The organism is Streptomyces sp. NPDC002935, assembly GCF_040611295.1.
Lineage (GTDB): Bacteria > Actinomycetota > Actinomycetes > Streptomycetales > Streptomycetaceae > Streptomyces.
Map to the genome: position 1 here is coordinate 109,212 of NZ_JBEXNW010000006.1, position 22,773 is coordinate 131,984.

Genomic DNA, 22,773 nt, shown 5'->3' on the forward strand with positions numbered 1-22,773 from the left:
GGCCGACACGGCGCGAGTCGTCTCCGCCTCTCAGGACGGCATCCCAGAGTCTCCCTGTTTCCACAGGTCAACAGGGGTGGGATGTCCCACCGTCCCAGGTAAGGCGGCGGCTGTTGCCGTGGGTCCCCGGCGTCCTGGAAGCTCTGCTGTCGCATCGGCCGAGGCGGCCCGACCGCCCCCGCCGACCGCTATTTCCAACACGAGGGGGGAACTCATGCGCAGAATCGTGCTGCCCGTGTTTGCCGCGTTGTCCTTATCTCTGCTGCTCCCGCAGGGGGTGGCGGGGGCGGCACCTTCGGGTGCATCGCCCGCCGCGGCGACCGCGGTCGTCGATCAGCCGCTGGCGGACGGCGAGATCCAGCAGGTCGGTCCCGGTCAGTACTCGACCGCGGAGCAGTCCTTCGAGATCTACGAGACAGATGTGGCAGAAGGCCTCATGAGCCGCAGTCACACGGTCAACGCCCAAGCGGGCGACGTTGCCAGACCGGAGTCCGCACCCGCGTCCCGCGCCGACATGGGTGTTTTTGGTCCGGGCTGGGACGCCCAGTTCGTTGGGGCCAGCTCGACCGCAAGTTGGAGCGGAAGACCGACTCCGTCGTCGTCACCGACCTCACCACGAACACCCCGATCACCTACGCCCTGAAGAGCAGCGTCGACTCCCCGAGCGGCGGCGGCGTCAGGAAGTACGCGACCACCGAGGGCGACAAGCTCACCGAGACCACCAGGTTCGACGAGGCGACAGGCACGCTGGTGTCCACCGTCGTCGAGGTCGTCAGCGTGGCCGCGTCGGCCGCGGACGCGGATCAGTCCGCCGACACCGATGCCGACGCTCCCGTCGGCATCGACAAGTTGACCCCCACGTACACCTGGAAGCAGGCCGCGCCGGGTACCGACACCTGGCGCGTCACCGGGGTGGGCACGGCGGCCGACGGTATTCTCTCCGCCGTCGGCTATGACACCAAGGGCCGGGTCTCCACCATCACTGAGGCCGCGACCGGGGAGACCCCCGAGCAGTCGCTGAAGGTCAGCTACTCGGCCGTCACGACGGCCAACGGCACGACACCCGGTGAGTTCACCGGGCGCGCCAAGGAGATCAGCGTCACCACCGGCGCGACGACACAGACGCTCGCGCGGTACTCCTACGACGCCTCAGGTCTGCTGCGTTCGGTGGCCAACCCGGCCGAGGGTACCGAGCCGGTCTCCTCGTACGCCTACGACTCCACCGGACGTGTCTCCGACGTCACTTCGCCGTCCAACGGCAACTGGGATCTGACCTTCCCGGGCAGTTCGGCCTCCCCGAACGTCGAGCCGGTCGGCCCCGCGCGTCCGAGCTCGGAGTCGCCCTTCGTGGGCGCGACCGGTATCACGGATGAGGCCGCCACCGCCCCGCCGGCGACGGACTTCTCCAACGGAGAGATCACCGACCCGCAGGCCTACCCCCGTTACTGCGACCGCGCGATGGACTGGATGTGGTACCTCAAGGGCGGCTGCGCCGCGTGGGCGGCGCACTATGGCTGGCACAAGCCGTACTGGAGGACGACGCCGACCGGGTTCCGCGTCGCGGGCATCATCTACGACGGCTGCAGCACCCCCGGTCCCAACATCAGCAGGCCGCTCGGCTTCGACTTCCGGGCCGCCTGCGACACGCACGACTACGGCTACGGCCTGATCGGCAACACGTACAAGGGCTACCAGTTCTACCTCGACCGCAACAAGAAGGGGAGCGTCGACAACGTCTTCTACACGACGATGAAGACGCACAGCTGCAAGGCCTACTTCATCACGAGGCGGCCGAAGTGCTACGCCCTCGCGTACAGCTACTTCCGGACCGTGGGCTGGAAGGGCAACCCTAAGAACGGCGCCAACGCGACCTGATCGAGGCCGTGGCGTCTTCTGAGGGCGCGCCGCGCAACAGCACGGACGAGTATGCCGATCGGGCATGACGGAGCCGGGTGGCGCAGACCTCTCGCCGCCCGGCTCTCCCTCCCGGCAGACCCGTGCATCACCTTTCAGCACCACACCGCTGCTTCCCCACACGTCGCTCCGGGCTGAGTCACGCCTGCCTCCCCACCGGCCGGGCCAGGACGAGCCCCCTGCTCACCGAGGCGCTATGAAGAGAACGAGCTGGATGACAGTCGTCACCGCGATGACGGTCATCTCCCTCGCCGCTGCGATACCGGCCCAGGCGTCCACGCCACTGAGCCCTTCGACAGCCACTGAAGCCACCCCCGACCCCATCGATCCACCGCTCTACGACAAGACCACGAACGGCGGAAAGGTCCGCGTCAACGTCCTCACCAGGCAGCGCGCGGACCTGTCCGCCGCGGCCGACACGGGCAAGACGATGCAGACCTTTAAGACCCTGCCGTTGGTCACGGTCAAGGTGGACCAGGCAGGCCTGGAACAACTGGCCGCCCAGAGCAACGTGGTCAGCGTCACCGAGGACATCCCGGTGCCGCCGTCCCTGGACGAGAGCGTCCCCCTCATCGGCGGAACGGCGCCCTCTGCCGCGGGCATGACCGGCGCGGGCAGCGCAATCGCCGTCCTGGACACGGGGGTTGCCACCAATCACCCGTTCCTCAAGGGACGGGTCGTCGCCGAGGCGTGCTTCTCACCGATCGACGCCGACTACTCCGCCACCAGTCTGTGCCCCAACGGCACCGAGGCGCAGGAGGGCACCGGTTCGGCCGACTCCGAGACCGGGCCGTGCGCGACCATCACCGAATGCGACCATGGAACGCACGTGGCCGGTATCGCCGCGGGCAAGGGCATCACCGGAGCCCCGGCTCGCGGTGTCGCTCCCGGTGCCGACATCGTCGCCATCCAGGTCTTCAGCAAGTTCACCTCGGAGGACTACTGCGGAGCCGGCGCCGCACCGTGTGTCCTGAGCTTCACCAGCGCCCAGCTCTCGGCGCTCGAGAAGGTGGGGGAGCTCAAGCAGTCCGGGATCCCGCTCGTCGCGGCCAACCTCAGCCTCGGCAGCGGCCGGTACACCAGCGCCTGTGAGAACGACCCACACCAGGCGGTGATCGATCAGTTGCTCGACGCAGGTGTCGCCACCGTCGTCGCGGCCGGGAACAGCGGATACACCGACGCGGTCAGCTCGCCCGCCTGCATCTCCTCCGCTCTCGCGGTCGGTGCCACGACCGACGACGATGAACTGGCCGCCTTCACCAACCGCGGCCCGCTGGTCGACGTCTTCGCTCCCGGCACCAGCATCGTCTCCTCCGTCCCCGGCGGCGGATACGCTTCCAAAGTCGGCACCTCCATGGCCGCCCCGCACGTGGCCGGTGCCCTAGCGGTCCTTCGACAGGCGTTCCCCACCAGAAGCATCGCCTCCCTCGAAGAGCTGCTGAAGGCCACCGGAAAGCCCATCACCTATACCGGCGCCAGCACCCCCCGCATCGACATCGGCCAGGCACTCAGCCACACGTCGGACAAGCCCGGTGACTTCAACGGCGACGGCAAGTCCGACGCCGCCTACCTCTACGACTACGGAGCCAACTCCGACGGCACCAACCACTCCGCCCTGTGGCTGCAGACCTCGAACAGCAGCGGCTTCAACAACCCCGTGAGGCAGTGGGATTCGGGCACCGGGTCCTGGAACTGGAGCCTCAGCAAGACCCTCTCCGGTGACTTCAACGGCGACGGCAAGTCCGACGTCGCCGTCCTGTACAAGTACGCCGATACCTCCGACGGGCGTGGTCACTCCGCCTTGTGGACCTTCACCTCCACCGGTACCGGCTTCAACAAGCCTGTCAAGCTCTGGGACTCCGACACCGGCGACTGGCACTGGGACAACAGCGAACTGGTGGCGGGTGACTTCAACGGCGACGGCAAGTCGGACGTCGGCGTCCTGTACGAGTACGCCAACACCTCGGACGGGCGTGGTCACTCGGCCCTGTGGACCTTCACCTCCACCGGTACCGGCTTCAACAAGCCCGTCAAGCTGTGGGACTCGGGTACCGGTTCCTGGGCGGCGGACAACAGCAAGCTCGTGGCGGGTGACTTCAACGGCGACGGCAAGTCGGACGTCGGCGTCCTGTACGAGTACGCCAACACCTCGGACGGGCGTGGTCACTCGGCCCTGTGGACCTTCACCTCCACCGGTACCGGCTTCAACAAGCCCGTCAAGCTGTGGGACTCGGGTACCGGTTCCTGGGCGGCGGACAACAGCAAGCTCGTGGCGGGTGACTTCAACGGCGACGGCAAGTCGGACGTCGGCGTCCTGTACGAGTACGCCGACACCTCGGACGGGCGTGGTCACTCCGGCCTGTGGACCTTCACCTCCAACGGCGCGGGCTTCAACAAGCCAGTCAAGCTGTGGGACTCGGGCACCGGTTCCTGGGCTGCGGACAACAGCAAGCTCGTGGCCGGTGACTTCAACGGCGACGGCAAGTCGGACGTCGGCGCCCTGTACAAGTACGCCGACACCTCCGACGGACGCGGCCACTCGGCCCTGTGGACCTTCAACTCCACGGGCGCCGACTTCAACAACCCCGTCAAGGTATGGGACTCGGGCACCGGCGACTGGCACTGGGACCGGACCAAAACCATCTGATCCCTGACACGATCACCTGACCGAGCACACCCGAAACACGAAGCCCGGGTGGCGGAACACACCGCCACCCGGGCGTGTGTTGAGGCTCCACATGGGTTTAGAGGTCCGACAAAGCAGTTGGACGTGTCCGTGGGTGATGAAGCATCGGGCGAGGCCGAGGGAAGCTCCGTGGATGTCGTCGCGTCGTTCCCCGCGGATGCGTAAGCGTCGAAAGCCGTGGAGCCAAGAAATCGTGCGCTCGACCACCCAACGGAAAGTTCCCAGCCTGACCCGGCCGACCCGCGCCGGGGCGGCGGACCTGTACCTCGGTGCCGTCGATCCGCAGCTCTACGCCCTCGGCGTACGCGTCGGCGTCGGCGAAAACGTCCGCCAGGGAGTACGGCCGCAAGCGGGGCCTGCCAGGGACGGCAAAACCCCGCGTCGCGAGCAGCGGCCGGATCTCGTGCACGGCCCGAGTGACTGTAGGCCGGCTCACTCCGTACGGTTCGGCCCGTACCGCGTGCGGCAGTTGCAGGTGCAGAACGGCCAGGGTGACGAGTACCGCGTCACGGTGACGGCCCGCCCACACGTCGCTACTCGACGGGCTCGGCGATCAGTGCGGTGGCCACGCGGCGGAAGCCGAGCCGGGCGTAGATCCGGGCGACGTCGTCGTCGCCCGCAGACAAGAAGACGGTCGCGACGCCTCGCGATCGTGCGTCGGCTATCAGCGCCGCGGTGACCGCGAGCGCGAGACCACGGCGGCGCGCAGTCGGCAGGGTTCCCACCCCGACGATCTCGCTGACCGGCCCCACCGGCTGGTGCTGACCGGCGCACAGGGCCTTTCCGTCTTCCACAGCGGCGGCAACGCTTGTCAGACCAGCCAGGATGCGTGCCGCCGCACGTTCCACCGACCCGTCATCGGCGCGGCTCCGCACCGCCTCGCTCAGTTCCGCCGTGCCGGCTGCACCGATACGGGTTCCGGGCTCGGCGAAGGCCAGGTGAGGGACGGCCAGCGCGCTCGGCAGTACGGGATCGTCGGGCCCCACAGTCCGCACCACCATGCCGTCGGCCAACTCTGCGACAACGGGGGTCGGTACGTCTGGGCCGAGCGCCATCAAGGGGTGTGCGTGCACCACAAGCCCCGTCTGCTCGGCCGCGGCCCGCAACGAGGGTGTGGTCTCGGCGACCCACTCGAAACTCTCCGGGATGCCCAGCTCCCGCTGCCGGGCGCGCACCCGGTTCACATCGGCGGCAGTCACCGGTCCGGACCACCCCAGGGCCGCGCGTGCATAGAAAGGCCAGCCCTGCCCCTCCCGGATGAACAAGCTCAGCGGCCCCAAGTCCTCGACCCGAGCGCCGGAGCGGGGTACCGCGTCGTAATACCGCTCAAGCCGGTCCAGCAGTTCGCGACCACCATCAAGATCCACAGACATCACGCCAAGCATCCAAGCACCAGGCCGCGAACCGCTGCCACCGCATTACGCCCGGCCAAAGCCTGCTCCTGGACGAACGACGATCAACTATCGACAGCGGTATCGCGAACCGAGTCGTTCAGGGCCTGAGGACGATCTTGCCGTGGGTGTGGCGGCGTTCGAGCTCGGTGTAAGCCTCGCGGACTTGCGCCAGCGGGTAGACGTTCGCGATGGGAATCTCGAGGTGTCCGTCGGCGATCAGGCCGGCGAGCTCGGCGAGCACCTTGGCGCCCGGCCCGGCCGCGCTCCCCCCGTCAGTCTTCACCCCGTGCTTCTCGGCGGCCGCGAAATCGGCGATGGTGTCGATCCGTTCGGTCGCGACGCCGAGGGCGAGGGCCAGCTCGACGTACCCGTCGCCGAAGGTGTCGATGAAGGCGTCCACGCCGCTGGGCGCGGCGGCCCTGATGCGGTCCGCGACGCCGTCACCGTACGTGACCGGGATCACGTCGTGGCTCTTCAGCCAGCCGTGGTTGCTCTCGCTCGCCAGGCCGATGACCGTGGCCCCGGTACGGCGCGCGAGCTGTACGGCGAGCGAGCCGACGCCCCCGGCGGCTCCGGAGATGACGACGGTCTCGCCCTCCTTGGGCTGGACGGCGTGTACCGCCCCCCATGCGGTAACGCCGACGACGTACAGGCTGCCGGCCACCTCCCATGAGACCTTCTCCGGCTTGCGCGTGAGGTCACCGGCCTCGACCAGGACCAGCTCGGCCTGGGAGGCACGCTTCTGGTTGAATCCGATCACCTCGTCGCCGGGCGAGAATCCATCAACCCCGGTACCGACCTCCTCGATTGCCCCGGCGAAGTCGCTGCCCTGCCCGGACGGGAACGTCGACGGGAACAGGTCCGCCACCGCCCCCGTGCGGATGACCGCCTCACTGGGGTTGATGCCGGCCGCTTTCACACGTACGAGGACCTGCCCGTCCCCGGGCACCGGGCGTTCCACCTCGTCGACCCGCAACACGTCGATCCCGCCGAACTCGTCGTACCTGACCGCCTTGGGCATGATCTCTCTCCTTCGACTCGCTGAAACTGACCGGGGTGTGGGCTACGCCCGCCGGAGTTCGAGCACGGGAATGATGCGGATTCCGGCAGTCTTGCGTTCGTACTCGGCGAAGCCGGGGTAACGCCGCGCCTGCTCGGCGTAGATGCGGTCGCGTTCGGCGCCGATCAGCTCGCGGACGGTCACCTGGTCGGTCGCGGTGCCGCGTTCGATGGTGCCCTCACCGGCGGCGGTCAGGTTGAGGTACCAATCCGGGTTGGTGGGTGCTCCGCCCTTGGTTGCGAAGACGTAGACGATGTCCGGCGCGGTGTCGTGCGGGAGGTACATCGTCGGGCTGACGTGCTCCTGCCCGCTCTTGCGGCCGCGGTGATGGACGAGGACCAGCGGAGCGCCCTCGAAGACCCCGCCGACCCTGCCCTCGTTCGCTCGGAACTCTGCGACGGTCTTCGCGTTCCGGTCGAGTGCTTCGCTCATGTCGAACTCCTGTCGTTCACGATCCGGGTCATGCGCTGGGAGGATGAGCTGAAGGGACAGGGTGGGTCTTGCCGTCGCGCACGCACCAGAAGTCAGCGGTCGGGATGTCGAGCTTGGCCCCCGTCGGCGGGATCACCCCGGCGGGCGTCTCGAACGGTCCGAGGAAGGTGTCGCTCACCGCGGTAGATCTCCCGGCGAATCACACCGCCGATGCCGTTGAACACGCCGTTGTCGGCGACCAGGCTCGCGAACCCCTGGACGTCCAAGACATCACCCTTCGCCAAGCGGTACGCGCGCCGAACGAGCGCTTCGGTTCCGGTTGTCACAGCCATCTCCCATCCGGGCATCGATCGGCACGAGTCCCAGGTTCACGTCCGGGACGGTGAGAGGTCATCACCCGATCCTGGTGATTCGCGCGCGTGGACAGGGGCGTGCGCTGTCCTGCGTAGAGCGAGAGGATTGTGTCGTCGGCGGCAGAGGGCGTACGGCACAGGCACAGGCACCTAGGAAGGCCTATGACGGTGGCTTCGGCAGCTCCCCGGCTGATCGACCGGGGTGATCTTCTCGCTGCCCTGGATCGCGCGGCGGCGGGGAAGGTGACGATCATCTCGGCTCCCGCCGGCAGCGGGAAGACCTCGCTGCTGCGCGCCTGGGCGCACCAGCCGGGCCGACCGCACCGGCTCGCCGTGGTATCGGTGCAACGCGACCAGCATGACGCCCAGCAGTTCTGGCTTGCCCTGCTCGACGCGGTCCGTCACGCTTCGGCCACGGTCGGCCGTGCGGAACCGCAGGCAGCGACACCCGACTTCAATGCAACGGCGACGGTCGACCGGGTGCTGTCGGAGCTCGCCGATGCTCGTGGCGGCATCACACTGGTGATTGATGATCTGCACGAGCTGCATTCGCCGGAGGCCCTCGATCAGCTCACCCGGCTGCTGATGAATCTTCCCCCGAACGTTCACGCGATGCTGGCCGCCCGTCGCGATATGCGGTTGCGGCTGCATCAGCTACGCCTGGCAGGCGAGCTGGCCGAAATCCGCGCGGCGGACCTGCGCTTTTCCGAGCGCGAGACCCGCGAGCTGCTTCATGCCTCGGGTATCGCGCTGTCCGCGGACGGGGCAGCGCTGTTGCACCAGCGGACGGAGGGGTGGGCCGCGGGCCTGCGGCTCGCGGCGATCTCCCTGGCCGGTCACCCCGACCCGGAGCGTTTCGTCGCGGAGTTCTCCGGCAGCGACCGGACAGTCGCCGAGTACCTGATCGCGGAAATGCTGGACCGCCAGCCGGCCGGCGTCCAGGATCTGCTCCTGCGCACCTCCCTGCTCGATCGCGTCAACGGCGAGCTGGCGGACGTGCTGACGGGCCGCCCTGGTTCGGAACGGATCCTGCTGGAACTCGAGGACGCGAACGCGTTTGTCGAATCACTCGACCCCGAGCGCACCTGGTTTCGCTACCACCGCCTGTTCGGGGATCTGCTCCGGCTGGAGCTGCGCCGGGCGCTGCCTGAGGAAGTGCCGGCACTGCACCGGCGTGCCGCCGAATGGTTCATCCAGCATGGCCAGGTGGTCGACGCCATCCGGCACACGCAGGCAGCCGGTGACTGGCCTGATGCGGCCCGGCTGCTCGCCGACCATTCGTTCAGCCTGACGCTCGACGGGCAGGCGCAGACCATGCAGGCGCTGGTACGGGCCTTCCCGCCCGGCGCGGACCACTCCGAGCTGGCCCTGGTGCGCGCAATGGGTGACCTTGCTCAGGGGCGCCTGGACGAGACGGCCGCCCACCTGGCGGTCGCCGAGACGTACGCCGGGACGACGCCGCCGGGTCGCCGGCGCCGCCTCCAGGTGGCGATCGCGTCGCTGAAGCTGTCGCTGGCCAGACGGCGCGGTCACCTGGCCGGCGTCATCGAGCAGGCCCGATTCCTGGCCTCCCCGGTAACCGGGCCGTCCGACGAGGACATCGCGCTGGGCAGCGACCTGCGAGCTGTGGCGCTGATGAATCTGGGGACCGTCGAGGCGTGGTCCCTGGGGCTGCCAGACGCTGAACGCCACCTCCGGGAGGGCGCCGTCCTGGCCCGGGGGATCGGCCGGCCGTACCTGGAAGTCGGCTGCCTCGCGCAGCTCGCTTTCGCGTACATCTTCCATGGCGCCGCCATGCCGAAGATCCATGCGTTCGCCACCACCCAGCGGCGCTGCCGCGAGGCGATCACTCTCGCCGAACGGTACGGCTGGGGCACGGAACCGGTGATCGCGCCCGCGCTGATGACGCTCGCCGGCACGATGGTGTGGGTGGGTGAGTTCGACGAGGGCGAGCGATGGCTGCGGCGCACCGAACGGGCCCTGCAGACAGACACCGGGCCGGACATCAGGCTGCTGCTGCACCAGGCGGCCGGGATACTGCACGCCGGTCGCGGCCGCCGCCACGAGGCGCTGGAGGAGTTCGGCGCGGCCGAACACCTGGCATCGCAGCTCGAGGGCTCGCAGGCGCTGGCGAGCCAGATGGCCGGCTGGCTGCTCGCCACGCAAGCCCGCCTCGGGAGGCCCGCCGAAGCCCGCGCCCGCCTCGCGGTCCGACCAAGTGGTCCTGCCGTTCGCGATGACGGGCGCCCGGGAGCTGCTCGAGGCGCTGCCCCCGCATGAGACGGCGCACGCCGCACTGCTCGCCGATATCCTCGATGTCCTGCACGGCTCATCCCCGGCGGCCGAAGAGCAACCGTCATTGCCGCCGGCGGAGGAGCTCAGTCCGGGCGAGCTCAGGGTGCTGAGATATCTCCCGACGAACCTGTCCCGGCCCGAAATCGCCGGCGAACTGTCGATCTCGGTGAACACGGTCAACACGCACGTCCGCAGCATCTACGCCAAGCTCCAGGTCCGTGACCGGTCCTCGGCCGTGCAGCGCGCAAGGGAGCTTGGGCTGCTGGCCGCCGGCCGCCCGCGCTAGGGCCTGTCCGGCGGATCATGCCGGAGACGTGGGGCCTGGCACGCCCTCCCCCAAGCTCTTCGAGCAGGGGGGACCCCCAGCGGCGTTGTCGTCGGTTGCCGATGCTCCGCATCGACGCCCTCCTCCGCCTTGCAGTTGCACGCACCAGGCCCCACTCACGTGCGCTGATCAGGCGGCGCAGGTTTCCTCCGACTTGATCCGCCGGACAGGCCCTAGCCCGACGGTCACCGGATCCTGGTGATGTGGTTTCACCTGCCGGCCGGTGACCATGTCGTCATGGACCCGGAACCCGCCCTGTACATGATCCGGATCAACGGGCACCTCGGCGCCACAATGCTGTCCGCGTTCCCGGCGATGACGCCGCGGCGGTGCGGCACAAACACCGTGCTCACCGGGCTCTTGGACCAGTCCGCGCTGTACGGCGTACTGGCCGATATCGAGGCGCTCGGCCTGGACCTGCTCGAGATCCGAAAGCTCACCCTGCACCGCGAATCACCAGGATCAGGTGACCGCCGCTCACCGTGACGGCTACCAGCGTAGTGCGCGTCCGTTTCGCTACGGGAAGGTGCGCTGCCATGACCAGCACCCCGTTCTCTTTACATGAAGGTTCAGGTGATCGGATGGGAAGAGGCAGCGATGCGCGGCCCCACTTCTCCCGCGGTATGGGGCTGATACGCTCTTGACATGCCGACCGATGACAAGTTGCCGCAGGTGGACGAGCACGCCGACTTGTGGCTCACGTCGGCCGAGCTGGCTTCCTGGATGTCGGTGGTCCGACTGATCACTCGGCTTCCCTGGGCCATCGACGCGCAACTGCAGCGCGACGCTGAGCTGAGCATGGTCGAGTACATGGCCCTGGCGATGCTTTCCGAGGCTCCCGAATGGACCTTGCGTATGAGCGTGCTGGCCGAGCACACCAGCACGTCGCTGTCCCGCTTGTCGCACATGGTGAAGCGGCTGGAGGACCGCGGCTACGTCCGGCGCGAGCCGGATCCGAGCGACGGGCGCTTCACGAACGCCGTCCTCCTGCCTGCTGGCATGAGCAAGCTGGAGTCGGCCGCACCAGGTCACGTGGCCTATGTCCGCCATCTCGTGGTGGACAACCTCTCCGGCGAGCGCCTGCGCCGACTCGGCCAGGACGCCGAGCGCATCCTGCAGCGCATCGACTCACCCGCACGCTGAAACCATGAGGTCTACGCGAAGGCGTTCCCCGACATGCACCGTGAGCTCGGCCGGTTCTATGTGACCGACGACGTGGTCATCGTGCAGCTGCGCCTGCAGGGCACCCACCTCGGTCCGCTGGAGTTGCCCTCGGGCACCGTTCCGCCGACGGGCAAGCGCATGGACGCCCCGTGCTGCGACGTGTTCGAGCTGGTCAACGGCAAGATCAAGCGGTTCGACTGCTACGCGGAAGGCTCCGTCATCGCCGCCCAGCTCGGCCTGGTCTGAACGCGGAGCACCGCGCAAGCCGGCGCTGGTCCTGGCCGGTAGTCCGCTGGCACCGGCGGGCCTCCGGGGCGGTCTGGAGGCGGTACATGACCTGGGCGAGGCGCTACCAGGTGTCCAGTTCCTCGGGGCTCGGCCGGCGCGGCCGCCCGGCGGCATGCGAAGCGGGCTCGGTCAAAGGGCATGCACGACTTGAGCATTCAAGTCAAGAGGTCTACCCTTTGACTTGAGGGTTCAACTCATAGGAGGTCGTCATGACCACCGCCACGCCGGAGCCGGGCCAGTACGTCATCGACGTCCCCGCCTCCCGGATCACCTTCACCACCAGGCATCTCTTCGGCCTGAGCACGGTCCGCCTGAGCACGGTCCGCGGCAGCTTCAAGCTGCACGGCGGCACTGTCTCGCCGGCCGACCCGTTGGCCGGATCCCGGGTGGACGCCGTCGCCGACGCGAGCAGCTTCGAGACCGGCAACAAGAACCGGGACCGCCAGGTCCTGTCCAGGACGCTGCTGGACACCGACGCCGACACCTCCCCGGACATCGCCTTCACCTCGACCGCCGCGTAGCTGGACCAGGCGCGCGCCTGGGTCCTCCAGGGCCTGCTGACCGCCCATGGCGTCCGCACACCCCTCACCTTCACCGTGGCCAAGGCCCAGGTCGGCAGGGACGAGATCGCCGTGGAGGCAACCGCGACCGTGGACCGCTACGCCCACGGCGTCACCAAGCTCAAGGGCATGGCGGACCGGCACCCGCAGCTGACCGCGACCATCCGAGCCCGCCGCGCCACCGGCAGCCCTGCCTCGCGGGACTGACACGTAAGGAGCGCACTCATGAACACCCTCAAGATCGCCGTGATCCTCGGCAGCACCCGCCCCGGCCGCAACGGCAAGGCCGTCGCCGACTGGGTCATCGACCGCGCGGGCGCCCGCGCCGGGGCCGAGTACGAGCTGGTCGACCTCGCCGACTGGCCCCTGCCCCACATGGATGAGCCACTGCCGCCGTCCATGGGCCAGTACCGGGGAGAGCACACCAAGGCGTGGACCGCCAAGGTCGCCGAGTTCGACGGATACGTCTTCGTCACCCCCGAGTACAACCACTCCATCCCCGGGGTGCTGAAGAACGCGATCGACTACGCCTACGCCGAGTGGAACAACAAGGCTGCCGCCTTTGTCTCCTACGGCACCGTCGGCGGCGTCCGCGCCGTCGAGCATCTGCGCACCATCGCGAGCGCGATCCAGCTCGCCCACGTCAACCAGCAGCTGTGCTTCTCGCTGTTCACCGACTTCGAGAACTTCTCCCTCTTCAAGCCCGCGGAGCACCACGACGCCGCAGTGACCAGCCTGTTCGACGAGCTGGAGGCCTGGTCGACGGCCATGAAGACCCTGCGCAGCTGAAACCGACCCACTGCGGACCCGCGCGCGGCGCCTGGTCCCCGCGGCTCTCAGCAGATCACCGCCGCCGTGGGTGCGCCAGGAGGAACCCTCATGACAGAGAACAGCTTCTCCGCCCAGGACTCACGGTGGGCCGCGCACCAAGGCCGCGTCGCCGTCGTAACCGGCGCCGCGCGCGGCCTCGGCGCCGCCATCGCCCGCGGACTGGCGCGCCGGGGCGCAACCGTCGTCGCAGTCGACCTGTCGGCGCCCGAGCAGACGTCCAAGGAGATCCAGGAGGCCGGCGGCACATGCGTTCCGTTGGTCGCCGACGTCTCCGACCCGGCCGCGGTCCGCGCCCTGCACGATGCGGTGCTGGCTGCCTGCGGGCCGGCCGACATCCTGGTCGACAACGCCGGGATCGCCGGCATGGCACCGCTCGCGGACGTCGACTTCGCGCATTGGCGCCGCGTGCTGTCCACCAACCTCGACTCCCAGTTCCTGATGTCCACGGCCTTCGCCGCGGACATGCGCGAGCGCGGCTGGGGACGGATCGTCAACATGAGCTCCTCGGCGATCTACACCAACACCACCGACATGACTCCTTACCTCGCCAGCAAGGCGGGCATCCTCGGTCTGACCAGCGGCCTGGCCAACGACCTGGCCCCCTTCGGCATCACGGTCAACGCCGTCTCCCCGGCGTTCACCCGCACCCCGCTGATCGACGAAACCGTCGCGGACGGGGCCATGCCCGCCGACATCGACTCCCTGCTCGCCACCGAGCAGGCGATCAAACGCCGCGCCACGCCCGAGGACATCGTCGGCACCGTGCTCTTCCTCACCGGCGAGGACTCCGCCTTCGTCACCGCCAAGTTCATCGCAGCCGACGGTGGCTACCGGGGCAAATCGCAGTGCACCGGCCTTAAGGTCGGGGGTGAAGCGATTCTGAGGAGTGCTCTGACGGGCAGGCTGGAGCGGACGCTTCTGCTGCTCGATGTACTGACGGACGATCGACAGCGGGGCGCCGCCGACGGATCCGGCGAAGTAGGAACCGGACCATAGCTTGTTGGCCCGGTAGTAGTGCCGCACGAGTCGGGGAACTCCTGGCGCATCCTGCGGGAGCTGACGCCCTTGAGGCTGTTGACGAGCTTGGACGGGGCGACTTTGGGCGGGAAGTTCACGAGGAGGTGGACGTGATTGCTCTCGCCGTTGAACTCGACCAGCTCCACCTCGAAGTCCTTGCATACCGCGCGCATGACCTCTTCGAGGCGGGTCAGGTGCTGGTCGGTGAACACCTTGTGCCGGTACTTCGTCACGAAGACCAAGTGGGCGTGAAGGGCGAAAACGCAGTGTCTGCCCGTGCGAATGTCCCGCATGTCGGCCATCACCAGGTATTGGTACGGTCTGGGTTGTGCAGCTCAGGTATGCCTTCCGCATCGAGCCGGGTCCTGCTCAGCGCATCGCGCTGAGCAGGGCGTTCGGCTGCGCGCGGGTGGTCTACAACGACGCGCTGCGGGCCCGGGAGGGCGCCCGCCGGGACGGTCTACCGTTCCCGAAGTTGGGCGACCTGTCGAAGCAGCTCATCACTGCCGCGAAGCAGACGCCCGAGCGGGCCTGGCTGGGCGAGGTGTCCGCCGTCGTGTTGCAGCAGTCCCTTCGGGACCTGGACACCGCGTACACGAACTTCTTCGACGGCCTGAAGGGCAAGCGCCCACGCGTGGGCGCCCCGCGCTTCAAGTCGAAGCGGGACAGGCGGCAGGCGGTCCGCTTCACCGCGAACGCCCGTTGGTCGATCACGCCGGGCGGGAAGCTGCGCCTGCCGAAGATCGGCGACGTCAAGGTGAACTGGTCCCGCAGCCTTCCTTCGACGCCGTCCACGGTGACCGTGGTCAAAGACGCGGCCGGCCGGTACTTCGCGAGCTTCGTCGTCGAGACGGACACATCCAAGGTGCTGCCCCAGACCACGGGCGAGGTCGGTATCGATCTGGGGCTGACACACTTCGCGGTCCTCTCCGACGGCCGCAAGATCACCGCTCCGAAGCTCTTGCGCCGCGCGGAGAAGAAGCTCCGCAAGGCGCAGCAGAACCTGAGCCGCCAGACCAAGGGCTCGGCGAACCGCAAGAAGGCCGTCGTGAAGGTCGCACGGGCTCACGCCCGGGTCGCCGACGCGCGCAGGGACTTCCACCACAAGCTGTCCACGACGTTGATCCGCGAGAGCCAAGCGGTACACGTCGAGGACCTGTCGGTGAAAGGCCTTGCCCGCACACGCCTGGCCAAGTCCGTGCACGACGCCGGATGTTCGGCATTCGTCGGGATGCTGGAGTACAAGGCCGCCCGGTACGGGCGCACCTTCACCCGCGTGGACCGGTTCTTCCCGTCCTCGCAGCTCTGCTCCGCCTGCGGCGTCAAGGACGGCCCCAAGCCCCTGGCAGTCCGGGAATGGACCTGCACCGGCTGTGGCACCGTCCACGACCGCGACGTCAATGCGGCCCGCAACATCCGCACCGAAGGACTGAAGGTCGCCGCTGGACAGGCGGAGACCGTAAACGCCCGTGGAGCGCAGGTAAGACCGGCATTCGTGCCGGCACAGCGCGCAACCCGCACCCCGGTGCGGAAGAAGCAGGAACCCACCCGAAGCTGCCAGCCGACCGGCTGGGCGCAGACGGGAATTCCCGGCCTTTAGGCCAGGGAGGATGTCAAACCCGCAACTACTGACCCCGCCCCGCCCCCGCCGCGCCCCCGCGGACCCCGACGGCACTCTGCGGAACACGGTCGGGGCCCGGCCGGAACCGCGCGCGACCTGACCGATCACCTCTTCGTGAAAGGCGGTTGAGACCATGTCGGTGCTCGATTCCCCCTCGAACCGCCATTCCTTCCTGGCCCGGTCTGCCAAGGTCGCGGCCGTCCCGGTGATCGCCGCGCCGGCTCCGCCGACGCCAACGGCCTGCCGGGCCACACCCCGATCCCGCCCTCGGCGCTCGGCCCCGCGGTCAAATGCCCAGGGCCACTACGTCGGGCGGATCAACCGGAACATGCCACGCCGGCGGATCCGGGCTCGCGGCCCGTACGAGCACCATCATGGTGGTGCATGCACGAACAGTGATTCCAGCGCAGGAGAAACCATGTCGGACCACCTGCACGCCATCGAATCCGCAGGGTCGTACGCTCTCGGCCCCTGGCACGTGCGCCGGATCGGATACGGCGCGATGCAGTTGGCCGGCGACAACGTCTTCGGCCCGCCACGAGACCGCGACGAAGCGCTGCGCGTGCTGCGTGCCGCGGTCGACAGCGGCGTGAACCACATCGACACCGCGCAGTACTACGGCCCTGTCGTGGTGAACGAGCTCATCCGCGAGGCGTTGCGCCCCTACCCGGCCGACCTGGCGATCGTCAGCAAGGTGAGCGCCCGTCGCGATGCCGCCGACGCGGTACTGCCCTTCGACGAACCACACCAGCTCCGCCAGGGCATCGAAGAGAACCTCACCACCTTGGGCGTCAGCCACCTGGCCGCGGTGAACCTGCGCATGATGGACCAGTCGACACCCGGCACGCGGTTCGACTCCCAACTGGCAGCCTTGATCCAGGCCCGCGAGGAAGGCTTGATCGACGGCATCGGCCTCAGCAACATCTCGAAGCGGCACCTGCTGCGAGCGCTCGAGCAGACGGAAGTCGCCTGCGTCCAGAACCTCTTCAACCTCGCCGATCAGAGCTCCCCGGACGTGCTCCAGGAGTGCACGAACCGGGGCATCGCGTTCGTTCCCTTCTGCCCGCTCGGCTGGCCGCGGAGCGTCCAGAACCAGATCCTGACGAGTCCGGCGCTCGCCGCGCTGGGCAATCGGCTGCAGGCGACCCCCGCACAGATCGCACTCGCCTGGCTCGTCGACCTCGCGTCCAACATCCTTCTCATCCCCGGAACCCGCACGCGCGCTCACCTGGCCGAGAACCTCGACGCCGCCGGAGTTCAGCTTGATGAGGCTTCCAGAGCGGAGTTGGCCAGACATTTTCCGGTGACGCGCCAGTCCGCCTGAATGTTCGACGACCACGCCTTCACCTGAAGGGAACACCTATGACCAGCAGTGTCTCCGACCTCATGCGTCGAAACCTTCTCGACGTCTTCGACGAACGCGATCCGGACCGTCGGGCTTCGGCCGTCGCCGAGATCTACGCCGAGGATGTGGTGTGGCACGAGCCCGACCGAGTCGTCCGCGGCCGCAAGGCGCTCGAAAGCCGGGCCGCGGAGGTGCAAGCCGAAAGCCCAGGCTGGGCTTTCCGGCCGGACGGCCCGGTCTCGGTCAATGACGACCTCGGCCACCTCGGCTTCCATTTCGGCCCCGCCGATCAACCACCCGTTGTGACCGGCATGGACATCGCCCGCTGCAAGGACGGTGTCATCGTGGAGCTCTACACCCTCGTCACCGAGGTCCGCCAACCGTCCTAGCGTCCACCGGCGCGGCGGCTCCGGCCGACCATCAGCCGGGTGCGCACGCCAAGGCGGCGTCGACCAGGTCGCCCAGCTCGAATTCTCCTGACTGGCCATGGGCACGGCGGAGTTCGGGATCGAGGGACCTGGTCATCGCGGAGCTCGCGGCGGGCCGTTCACCGGAGACACAGACTTGATCCTGCACGAACCGGGCACGCTCAGAGCTCTGCTCGACGCGGCACTGACCCAGGGCTGGCACGCCGATGATCCCTTGGTCAAGGAGATGGACGGCTGGACCCTCTTCGATGCGGCCGCTCGTCGTCACGGCGCGACTGCGGCCGACTGATCCTCAGCCACCAGACATCTCCCGGACGAATGACCTGGTCAGCCCTCCGCCGGGCCAGAGCCTGGGGAATTACGTGAAGTTGCCCCTGGGGTGAGGGACATCGGAACGAAGACCGGTGCTATGAGATTGCTGTATGTGGGTTCAGCGAGTGATCGAACTGGCCGGGTGGGAGCCGCTCGGGATCTCCGTCGACTGGGCGGCGATCGAGCGAGAGCTGGGGGTTCCGCTGCCGGCGGACTGCAACGAGCTCTACGAGGTGTTCGGCGGCGGCGTCTTCAGCGATTCCGTCGTTGTCCCGTTGCGGGATCGTCAATCGGTCCGGGTGCGGAGGCTCCGCGTCAGGGTGGGGATCATCACCGTAGCGGGGATGAGGTGTAGCCCGAGGAGGGCGGTGATGGTGGCGGTGTCTGCCCCGGAGAGGAGGGGCGGGACCAACGAGATCGCGGTCAGCGACACTGCCGTCCACACGAAACGCTCGGCGGGGCGAGCGCTCCAACGAAGTAGAGCGACGGCAATGACGATGCCCACGACCGAGAAGAAGCCGGTCACCACGGCGAACCCGGGCAACGGGATCGTCTCGCCACCGTCGGGGACCTCGAAGTCGACGCCGACGGCCTGGGCAAGCGCAGCGGCGAGAGTGGTGGCCACCATCGCTGCGAGCGTGGCAATGAAGCCGGTGCGGGCGAGCCCGCGGAGTCGGTGGGTGTGGCTGGTCCGGCCCGATGTCGGGCCTGCGCCGACCCCGGCGTCATTCATGCTGTTCATGTCGTGCCTCCATCATTCGGAACCTGGGCTACGGGGTGTGTTGACTGGCGTGTGACGGTCCTGACCCTGGGGGTGACGATGCGCACCCTCGCCGTGCGACGGCCGGGGTTCCGCAGGGCGCGGACGCCGGTGCCGCGGAGCCAGAACCCGGCGCCGTGTCCGAGGACCGGCCCGGGCTCGCCGTCGCGCAGCTCCAGCTGCACCCGCCCGCGGGTGACGACGCCGAACGCGTCGCACCACTCCGCCGCGACCACCGCGACACGCGCGCCACCGCGCAGCGCGAGCGTCCGCACCGGGACTACTCCGTGCCGTCCGCCGGCAGGCGCTCCGGCAGCCCGAGCCGGGGGAACTGGTCGTCGTGGAACGTGACGATCTCGGTGATCGCCCCGCCGGTGACGCGCAGGACATCGATCGTCAGCGGCAGGTACGCGCCCTCCCGCTTCCGCCAGAGGTAGAAGGCGACGGCGGGTTGCCGGTTCACGGAGGTGAGGACGGTGCGCAGACCCTTCATGCCCTCGAAGCCGCTCTCGACCCAGTCGTTCACCACCGCGTCGCGGCCGACGTACAGGCCCGGCGTGGGCGGCATCGAGCAGCGGACGTCGTCCCGCAGCAGTGCGGCGAGCCGGTCGACGTCCGTGGCCACGCTGGCGTCGGTATAGCGGCGCACCAGCTCGCGCGTCCCGGCGTCCTGTTCGCCGCCGGTCCAGTCCTGCCGCTCGGCGGGCAGGTGCTCCCGCATACCGGTGCGGGCCCGCTGCAGCGCGCTGTTCACGGAGTTGACGGAGTCCCCGAGGAGCTCCGCGACGTCCTTCGCCGGCCAGCCGAGCACGTCCCGCAGGATCAGCACGGCCCGCGGGCGCGGCGCGAGGTGCTGGACTGCGACCAGGTACGCCAGCTCGATCGTCTCCCGCGCGACGGCGACGGTCTCCGGCTCGTCCGCGTCCTCCGCGGGCAGCTCGTCGAGCAGCCGGTCCGGGTACGGCTGCAGCCACAGCACCTCGCCGCCGGTCGCGGGCTCCGGGCGGCGTTTGGCGAGCAGGTCCAGGCAGGCGTTGGTGGCGATCCGGTACAGCCAGGCCCGGAACGTCGACCGTCCCTCGAAGGTCTCCCGCCGCCGCCAGGCACGGAGGAACGTCTCCTGCACGGTGTCCTCGGCGTCCTCGAACGACCCGAGCATCCGGTAGCAGTGGACGTGCAGCTCCCGCCGGTGCCGCTCCGCCAGCCCCGAGAACGCCGGCTCGTCGACCTCGCCCAGCCCGCTCACGCCCAGCTCCTCCAGCCGCGTGTCCGCACTCATCACGTCATCCTTCCGCCTTGTCGTGTCCCGTCGTAGGTGTGACGCGTGCGGGCGCGAAAACTCATCACCGAGGATTTCATCGAGGGCCGAGGGCCGAGGGCCGAGGGCCGAGGGCCGAGGGGCGATCGACGGGCGCCTGGGGCTTCGGTCCCGGATGGCGGTCGGCCGCCTTGCCGAGGTGGGCGGTCATCGGGGGCCTTCCGGCCGGAGCAGGGGCGGGTGCAGGGCGGTGGCCGGGCCGGCGCGGTAGAGCGCGGCGGGTTTGCCGCGGCCGCCGGTCAGGCGGGCGCCCCCGGGGACGGCCTGCACGAAGCCGGGGGTGGCGAGCACCTTGCGGCGGAAGTTGGGGCGGTCGAGGCCGGTGCCCCAGACCGTTTCGTAGACGGCTTGCAACTCGCCGAGGGTGAACTCGGGCGGGCAGAAGGCGGTGGCCAGGCAGGTGTACTCCAGCCTGGCCTGGACCTGTTCCCGGGCATCGGCGAGGATGCGGTCGTGGTCGAAGGCGAGGGCGGCGGCCTCGGCATCGGCGAGTGGCACCCAATGGGCCTGGGCGGCGTCGCCGCCGGCCGCGGGTTCGGGCAGATCGGGGACCAACGCGGCGAAAGCCACGGAGACCACCCGCATCCGGGGGTCGCGGTCCGGGTCGCTGTAGGTGCGCACCTGCTCCAGATGGAGGCCGTCGAGCAGGGACTCCGGCAGGCCGGTCTCCTCGGCGAGTTCGCGGCGGCAGGCCTCCTCGGCCGACTCGCGGGGCAGCAGGAAGCCGCCGGGCAGCGCCCAGGCGCCCGCGTACGGCTCCTGGCCGCGCCGGATCAGCAGCACATGCAGGGCAGCGGCGCGCACAGTGAGCACTGCCAGGTCGACGGTCACCGCGAACGGCTCGTACACGGACGGGTCGTACGGGGCGGCGGCCGTCATCGGCGCTCCGGGAGCGGGTCGTTGAAGTGCCAGCCCTCGGCGAGCAGGCCGTCCACCGCCGCCACGGCGGTACGGAGCCGCTCCTCGGGGCTGCCGGTGACCAGCAGGAACCGGCGGCCGGTGCGCTCCAGTTCCTCCCGGAACCGGCCGGTCATCCACGGGCGCAGGTGCGGGCCGTCGCGCAGGCCGTCGTCCTCGAAGGGCACGCCCTCGTGGTCGGTGAGCAGGTACAGGTGGCGCGGGGTGCGGGCGGCGACGGCCGCCACCTCGGGGCTGGGCGCGCCGAGGTAGCGCTCGTGCCAGATCGTGGTGGCGAAGGAGTCGGTGTCGCAGAAGAGCACGGGGGAGCCGCCACGCGCCGCCCGCTGCTCGTCGGCGTCCTGACGGCAGGCGATGACGGGGAACTCCTCGGAGGTGAACTCGACCTGCGCCCAGTCGGCTTCGGGGTCGACCCCCCTCAGCGCGGCGAGCTTCTCCTCGCTGTACGCGCGCCCGTACTCGGGCGCCCAGCCGGTCTCCGTCCAGATGCCGCCGCGCGCGCGGAAGTGGGCGGCCAGCTCCCGGGAGAGGGTGGTGGTGCCGGTGGACTCGGCGCCGAGGACGACCACCCGCCGGGCGAGGGCGGCGCGCACGCCCGGGCCGAGGAATTCCCAGCAGCCCACCGGGTCCTTGCGTACGGCGGTACCGGACACGGGGTACGCGGTGCGGTCGGGGTCCACACGGACCTCGGCCGCACCGAACCGGCGGGCCAATTCGGTGCCGTAGGACTCGGAGGTGAACACGGCGTCCACAGGTTCCGGGACGGCCGTGCGGAAGACCGTCATGTGGGCGTCCCACACCGCGGGGTCGTGCACGTCGACCGGATGGTCGTCGACGGCGCCGACGACCACGGCCCCTGGGTGGGCCTCGCGCATCCACGCCACCCGGTCGGCGAGCGGCACCGATTCCACGGAGGCGGCGCAGACCAGGACGGTCAGCCGGTCGCACTGCGCGAGGGCGGTGCGGACGAGGTGGTGGTGGCCGGCGTGCGGCGGATAGAACTTGCCGAGCACCAAGCCATGCCCGTGTGTGCGGGTAGCGGCGCTCACGCGGTCACCGCCGTGGCGGGGCGGGGGGCGGCGGTCGCGAGGGTGCGCCGCCAGCCGAGGAGGCCGACCACGCACAGGGCGAGGAAGCCGATGTACAGCAGGGAGGTCAGGTACAGGCCCTTGTAGGCGTACAGCGGGATGTAGACCAGATCTGCGGCGATCCACAGCCACCAGGACTCCAGCAGCTTGCGGCACTGGCCGTAGGTGGCCGTCAGGGAGAGGGCGGTGGTGAGCGCGTCCCAGAAGGGGACGGTGGAGTCGGTGGCCTGGTCCAGCAGCAGGGTGAGGGCGGCGGTGCCCAGCACTCCGGCAGCAGCGAGCCAGGCCCATTCGACACCCGTGGTGCGGCGCACCGGCAGGGCGCCGGCGGTGGCGGGTCCGCCGCCGTGGGCCCAGGTCCACCAGCCGTAGGCGGCCAGCGCGATGAAGACGACCTGGAGGCCGGCGTCGGCGTAAAGACCGGCCTGTAGGAAGAGCACGATGAAGAACACGTTGTTGGCGATGCCGACGGGCCAGTTGGCGATGTGCTGGCGGACCACCAGCCAGACGCAGACGGCGCCGGTGGCGAAGCCGAGCGCTTCGGTCCAGCTGAGGTTCCAGTTCACGGGGACTCCTTTATAGTCATCGTGACTATAAACAGGGCGGCAGGTGGAGGGCAAGGGAGTTCCCCCGCGGCGCCTGGAGTACCGCGGGGAACAGCGTC

Annotated in this window: 24 protein-coding genes and 4 pseudogenes; 15 read left to right on the forward strand and 13 right to left on the reverse strand. The window is 69.2% G+C overall.

What is annotated here, in order from left to right:
* Nucleotides 1-573: 573 nt before the first annotated feature.
* Nucleotides 574-1,875 (forward strand): phospholipase A2, encoded by a 1,302-nt coding sequence (locus ABZX90_RS09885; RefSeq protein WP_355203096.1) that lies wholly within the window; start codon nucleotides 574-576, stop codon nucleotides 1,873-1,875.
* Between the two features lie 253 nt (nucleotides 1,876-2,128).
* Nucleotides 2,129-4,561, forward strand: coding sequence for a S8 family serine peptidase (locus tag ABZX90_RS09890; RefSeq protein ID WP_355203099.1), 2,433 nt, complete (start codon nucleotides 2,129-2,131; stop codon nucleotides 4,559-4,561).
* A gap of 156 nt (nucleotides 4,562-4,717) precedes the next feature.
* Here ABZX90_RS09890 and ABZX90_RS09895 read toward each other — a convergent pair.
* From ABZX90_RS09895 to ABZX90_RS09920, 6 genes and pseudogenes are all read right to left on the reverse strand, one after another.
* Nucleotides 4,718-4,828: pseudogene (locus tag ABZX90_RS09895) on the reverse strand (transposase); the annotation flags it as partial.
* Nucleotides 4,827-5,069, reverse strand: a pseudogene (locus ABZX90_RS09900) (IS5/IS1182 family transposase); the annotation flags it as partial. The pseudogenes ABZX90_RS09900 and ABZX90_RS09895, both read right to left, overlap by 2 nt.
* Before the next feature lie 64 nt (nucleotides 5,070-5,133).
* The gene (locus ABZX90_RS09905) at nucleotides 5,134-5,973 is read right to left on the reverse strand and encodes a GNAT family N-acetyltransferase (protein ID WP_351133539.1); all 840 of its coding nucleotides are present in this window, start codon (nucleotides 5,971-5,973) and stop codon (nucleotides 5,134-5,136) included.
* Nucleotides 5,974-6,091: 118 nt separating this feature from the next.
* A complete protein-coding gene (locus tag ABZX90_RS09910; RefSeq protein ID WP_351133536.1) occupies nucleotides 6,092-7,015 on the reverse strand; it encodes an NADP-dependent oxidoreductase in 924 nt (307 codons plus the stop codon).
* 42 nt (nucleotides 7,016-7,057) lie between these two features.
* Nucleotides 7,058-7,486 (reverse strand): nitroreductase family deazaflavin-dependent oxidoreductase, encoded by a 429-nt coding sequence (locus ABZX90_RS09915; protein ID WP_351133534.1) that lies wholly within the window; start codon nucleotides 7,484-7,486, stop codon nucleotides 7,058-7,060.
* Nucleotides 7,487-7,578: 92 nt separating this feature from the next.
* Nucleotides 7,579-7,812 carry a hypothetical protein gene (locus tag ABZX90_RS09920; RefSeq protein ID WP_355203104.1) on the reverse strand — a complete coding sequence of 78 codons (234 nt, stop codon included), beginning with the start codon at nucleotides 7,810-7,812 and terminating at the stop codon, nucleotides 7,579-7,581.
* A 189-nt stretch (nucleotides 7,813-8,001) separates the two neighbouring features.
* Between ABZX90_RS09920 and ABZX90_RS09925 the strand changes: the two genes are divergently transcribed.
* From ABZX90_RS09925 to ABZX90_RS09965, 9 genes and pseudogenes are all read left to right on the forward strand, one after another.
* On the forward strand, nucleotides 8,002-10,119 hold the full coding sequence (locus tag ABZX90_RS09925; protein WP_355203107.1) for an AAA family ATPase: 2,118 nt from the start codon (nucleotides 8,002-8,004) through the stop codon (nucleotides 10,117-10,119).
* Nucleotides 10,058-10,420 carry a LuxR C-terminal-related transcriptional regulator gene (locus tag ABZX90_RS09930; RefSeq protein WP_355203110.1) on the forward strand — a complete coding sequence of 121 codons (363 nt, stop codon included), beginning with the start codon at nucleotides 10,058-10,060 and terminating at the stop codon, nucleotides 10,418-10,420. The genes ABZX90_RS09925 and ABZX90_RS09930 overlap by 62 nt, the downstream gene beginning before the upstream one ends.
* 276 nt (nucleotides 10,421-10,696) lie before the next feature.
* Nucleotides 10,697-10,945: a hypothetical protein gene (locus ABZX90_RS09935; protein ID WP_355203112.1), complete on the forward strand. Its 249-nt coding sequence runs from the start codon at nucleotides 10,697-10,699 to the stop codon at nucleotides 10,943-10,945.
* Between the two features lie 159 nt (nucleotides 10,946-11,104).
* Nucleotides 11,105-11,602, forward strand: coding sequence for a MarR family transcriptional regulator (locus tag ABZX90_RS09940; protein ID WP_355203115.1), 498 nt, complete (start codon nucleotides 11,105-11,107; stop codon nucleotides 11,600-11,602).
* Nucleotides 11,603-11,629: 27 nt separating this feature from the next.
* Nucleotides 11,630-11,869 (forward strand): annotated as a pseudogene (locus ABZX90_RS09945) (ester cyclase); the annotation flags it as partial.
* Nucleotides 11,870-12,120: 251 nt separating this feature from the next.
* A complete protein-coding gene (locus ABZX90_RS09950) occupies nucleotides 12,121-12,432 on the forward strand; it encodes a YceI family protein (RefSeq protein WP_351132476.1) in 312 nt (103 codons plus the stop codon).
* Between the two features lie 75 nt (nucleotides 12,433-12,507).
* Entirely contained in the window at nucleotides 12,508-12,678 is a 171-nt protein-coding gene (locus ABZX90_RS09955) for a hypothetical protein (RefSeq protein WP_351132478.1), read from the forward strand.
* A gap of 18 nt (nucleotides 12,679-12,696) precedes the next feature.
* Nucleotides 12,697-13,260: an NAD(P)H-dependent oxidoreductase gene (locus ABZX90_RS09960; protein ID WP_351132480.1), complete on the forward strand. Its 564-nt coding sequence runs from the start codon at nucleotides 12,697-12,699 to the stop codon at nucleotides 13,258-13,260.
* Nucleotides 13,261-13,350: 90 nt separating this feature from the next.
* A complete protein-coding gene (locus tag ABZX90_RS09965) occupies nucleotides 13,351-14,298 on the forward strand; it encodes an SDR family oxidoreductase (RefSeq protein ID WP_355203119.1) in 948 nt (315 codons plus the stop codon).
* Here ABZX90_RS09965 and tnpA read toward each other — a convergent pair.
* A pseudogene (gene tnpA, locus ABZX90_RS09970) lies at nucleotides 14,212-14,552 on the reverse strand (IS200/IS605 family transposase); the annotation flags it as partial. The gene ABZX90_RS09965 and the pseudogene tnpA sit on opposite strands and share 87 nt — an antisense overlap.
* Nucleotides 14,553-14,647: 95 nt before the next feature.
* On the opposite strand from tnpA, the gene ABZX90_RS09975 reads away from it, so the two are divergent.
* The 4 genes from ABZX90_RS09975 (at nucleotide 14,648) to ABZX90_RS09990 (ending at nucleotide 18,002) form a co-directional block, all read left to right on the forward strand.
* Nucleotides 14,648-15,919 (forward strand): RNA-guided endonuclease TnpB family protein, encoded by a 1,272-nt coding sequence (locus tag ABZX90_RS09975; RefSeq protein ID WP_355203122.1) that lies wholly within the window; start codon nucleotides 14,648-14,650, stop codon nucleotides 15,917-15,919.
* A 154-nt stretch (nucleotides 15,920-16,073) separates the two neighbouring features.
* Nucleotides 16,074-17,264: an oxidoreductase gene (locus ABZX90_RS09980; protein ID WP_355203125.1), complete on the forward strand. Its 1,191-nt coding sequence runs from the start codon at nucleotides 16,074-16,076 to the stop codon at nucleotides 17,262-17,264.
* Nucleotides 17,265-17,302: 38 nt separating this feature from the next.
* On the forward strand, nucleotides 17,303-17,674 hold the full coding sequence (locus tag ABZX90_RS09985) for a nuclear transport factor 2 family protein (protein ID WP_355203128.1): 372 nt from the start codon (nucleotides 17,303-17,305) through the stop codon (nucleotides 17,672-17,674).
* A 175-nt stretch (nucleotides 17,675-17,849) separates the two neighbouring features.
* On the forward strand, nucleotides 17,850-18,002 hold the full coding sequence (locus ABZX90_RS09990; protein WP_355203131.1) for a hypothetical protein: 153 nt from the start codon (nucleotides 17,850-17,852) through the stop codon (nucleotides 18,000-18,002).
* A 309-nt stretch (nucleotides 18,003-18,311) separates the two neighbouring features.
* Here ABZX90_RS09990 and ABZX90_RS09995 read toward each other — a convergent pair whose 3' ends face one another.
* From ABZX90_RS09995 to pnuC, 6 genes are all read right to left on the reverse strand, one after another.
* A complete protein-coding gene (locus tag ABZX90_RS09995; protein ID WP_351132492.1) occupies nucleotides 18,312-18,767 on the reverse strand; it encodes a DUF6069 family protein in 456 nt (151 codons plus the stop codon).
* Entirely contained in the window at nucleotides 18,764-19,060 is a 297-nt protein-coding gene (locus ABZX90_RS10000) for a hypothetical protein (protein ID WP_351132494.1), read from the reverse strand. The genes ABZX90_RS09995 and ABZX90_RS10000 overlap by 4 nt, the downstream gene beginning before the upstream one ends.
* 5 nt (nucleotides 19,061-19,065) lie before the next feature.
* Nucleotides 19,066-20,064, reverse strand: coding sequence for an RNA polymerase subunit sigma-70 (locus tag ABZX90_RS10005; protein WP_355203134.1), 999 nt, complete (start codon nucleotides 20,062-20,064; stop codon nucleotides 19,066-19,068).
* A gap of 186 nt (nucleotides 20,065-20,250) precedes the next feature.
* Nucleotides 20,251-20,982, reverse strand: a complete 732-nt coding sequence (locus tag ABZX90_RS10010; protein ID WP_355203137.1) for an NUDIX domain-containing protein — start codon at nucleotides 20,980-20,982, stop codon at nucleotides 20,251-20,253.
* Nucleotides 20,979-22,070, reverse strand: a complete 1,092-nt coding sequence (locus ABZX90_RS10015) for an AAA family ATPase (protein WP_355203139.1) — start codon at nucleotides 22,068-22,070, stop codon at nucleotides 20,979-20,981. Before ABZX90_RS10015 ends, ABZX90_RS10010 begins: the two co-directional genes overlap by 4 nt.
* The gene (pnuC, locus tag ABZX90_RS10020; RefSeq protein WP_351132502.1) at nucleotides 22,067-22,675 is read right to left on the reverse strand and encodes a nicotinamide riboside transporter PnuC; all 609 of its coding nucleotides are present in this window, start codon (nucleotides 22,673-22,675) and stop codon (nucleotides 22,067-22,069) included. Before pnuC ends, ABZX90_RS10015 begins: the two co-directional genes overlap by 4 nt.
* Nucleotides 22,676-22,773 lie beyond the last annotated feature (98 nt).

Bases quoted from the DNA above. Each gene is read 5' to 3' on its own strand.
- ABZX90_RS09925 (WP_355203107.1), top strand. From the start codon at position 8,002: ATGACGGTGGCTTCGGCAGCTCCCCGGCTGATCGACCGGGGTGATCTT.
- ABZX90_RS09915 (WP_351133534.1), bottom strand. From the start codon at position 7,486: ATGAGCGAAGCACTCGACCGGAACGCGAAGACCGTCGCAGAGTTCCGA.
- ABZX90_RS09935 (WP_355203112.1), top strand. From the start codon at position 10,697: ATGGACCCGGAACCCGCCCTGTACATGATCCGGATCAACGGGCACCTC.
- ABZX90_RS10010 (WP_355203137.1), bottom strand. From the start codon at position 20,982: ATGACGGCCGCCGCCCCGTACGACCCGTCCGTGTACGAGCCGTTCGCG.
- ABZX90_RS09995 (WP_351132492.1), bottom strand. From the start codon at position 18,767: ATGAACAGCATGAATGACGCCGGGGTCGGCGCAGGCCCGACATCGGGC.
- ABZX90_RS09890 (WP_355203099.1), top strand. From the start codon at position 2,129: ATGACAGTCGTCACCGCGATGACGGTCATCTCCCTCGCCGCTGCGATA.
- ABZX90_RS10005 (WP_355203134.1), bottom strand. From the start codon at position 20,064: ATGAGTGCGGACACGCGGCTGGAGGAGCTGGGCGTGAGCGGGCTGGGC.
- ABZX90_RS09965 (WP_355203119.1), top strand. From the start codon at position 13,351: ATGACAGAGAACAGCTTCTCCGCCCAGGACTCACGGTGGGCCGCGCAC.
- ABZX90_RS09980 (WP_355203125.1), top strand. From the start codon at position 16,074: ATGTCGGTGCTCGATTCCCCCTCGAACCGCCATTCCTTCCTGGCCCGG.
- ABZX90_RS09905 (WP_351133539.1), bottom strand. From the start codon at position 5,973: ATGTCTGTGGATCTTGATGGTGGTCGCGAACTGCTGGACCGGCTTGAG.
- ABZX90_RS09910 (WP_351133536.1), bottom strand. From the start codon at position 7,015: ATGCCCAAGGCGGTCAGGTACGACGAGTTCGGCGGGATCGACGTGTTG.
- ABZX90_RS09940 (WP_355203115.1), top strand. From the start codon at position 11,105: ATGCCGACCGATGACAAGTTGCCGCAGGTGGACGAGCACGCCGACTTG.
- ABZX90_RS09950 (WP_351132476.1), top strand. From the start codon at position 12,121: ATGACCACCGCCACGCCGGAGCCGGGCCAGTACGTCATCGACGTCCCC.
- ABZX90_RS09985 (WP_355203128.1), top strand. From the start codon at position 17,303: ATGACCAGCAGTGTCTCCGACCTCATGCGTCGAAACCTTCTCGACGTC.
- ABZX90_RS09960 (WP_351132480.1), top strand. From the start codon at position 12,697: ATGAACACCCTCAAGATCGCCGTGATCCTCGGCAGCACCCGCCCCGGC.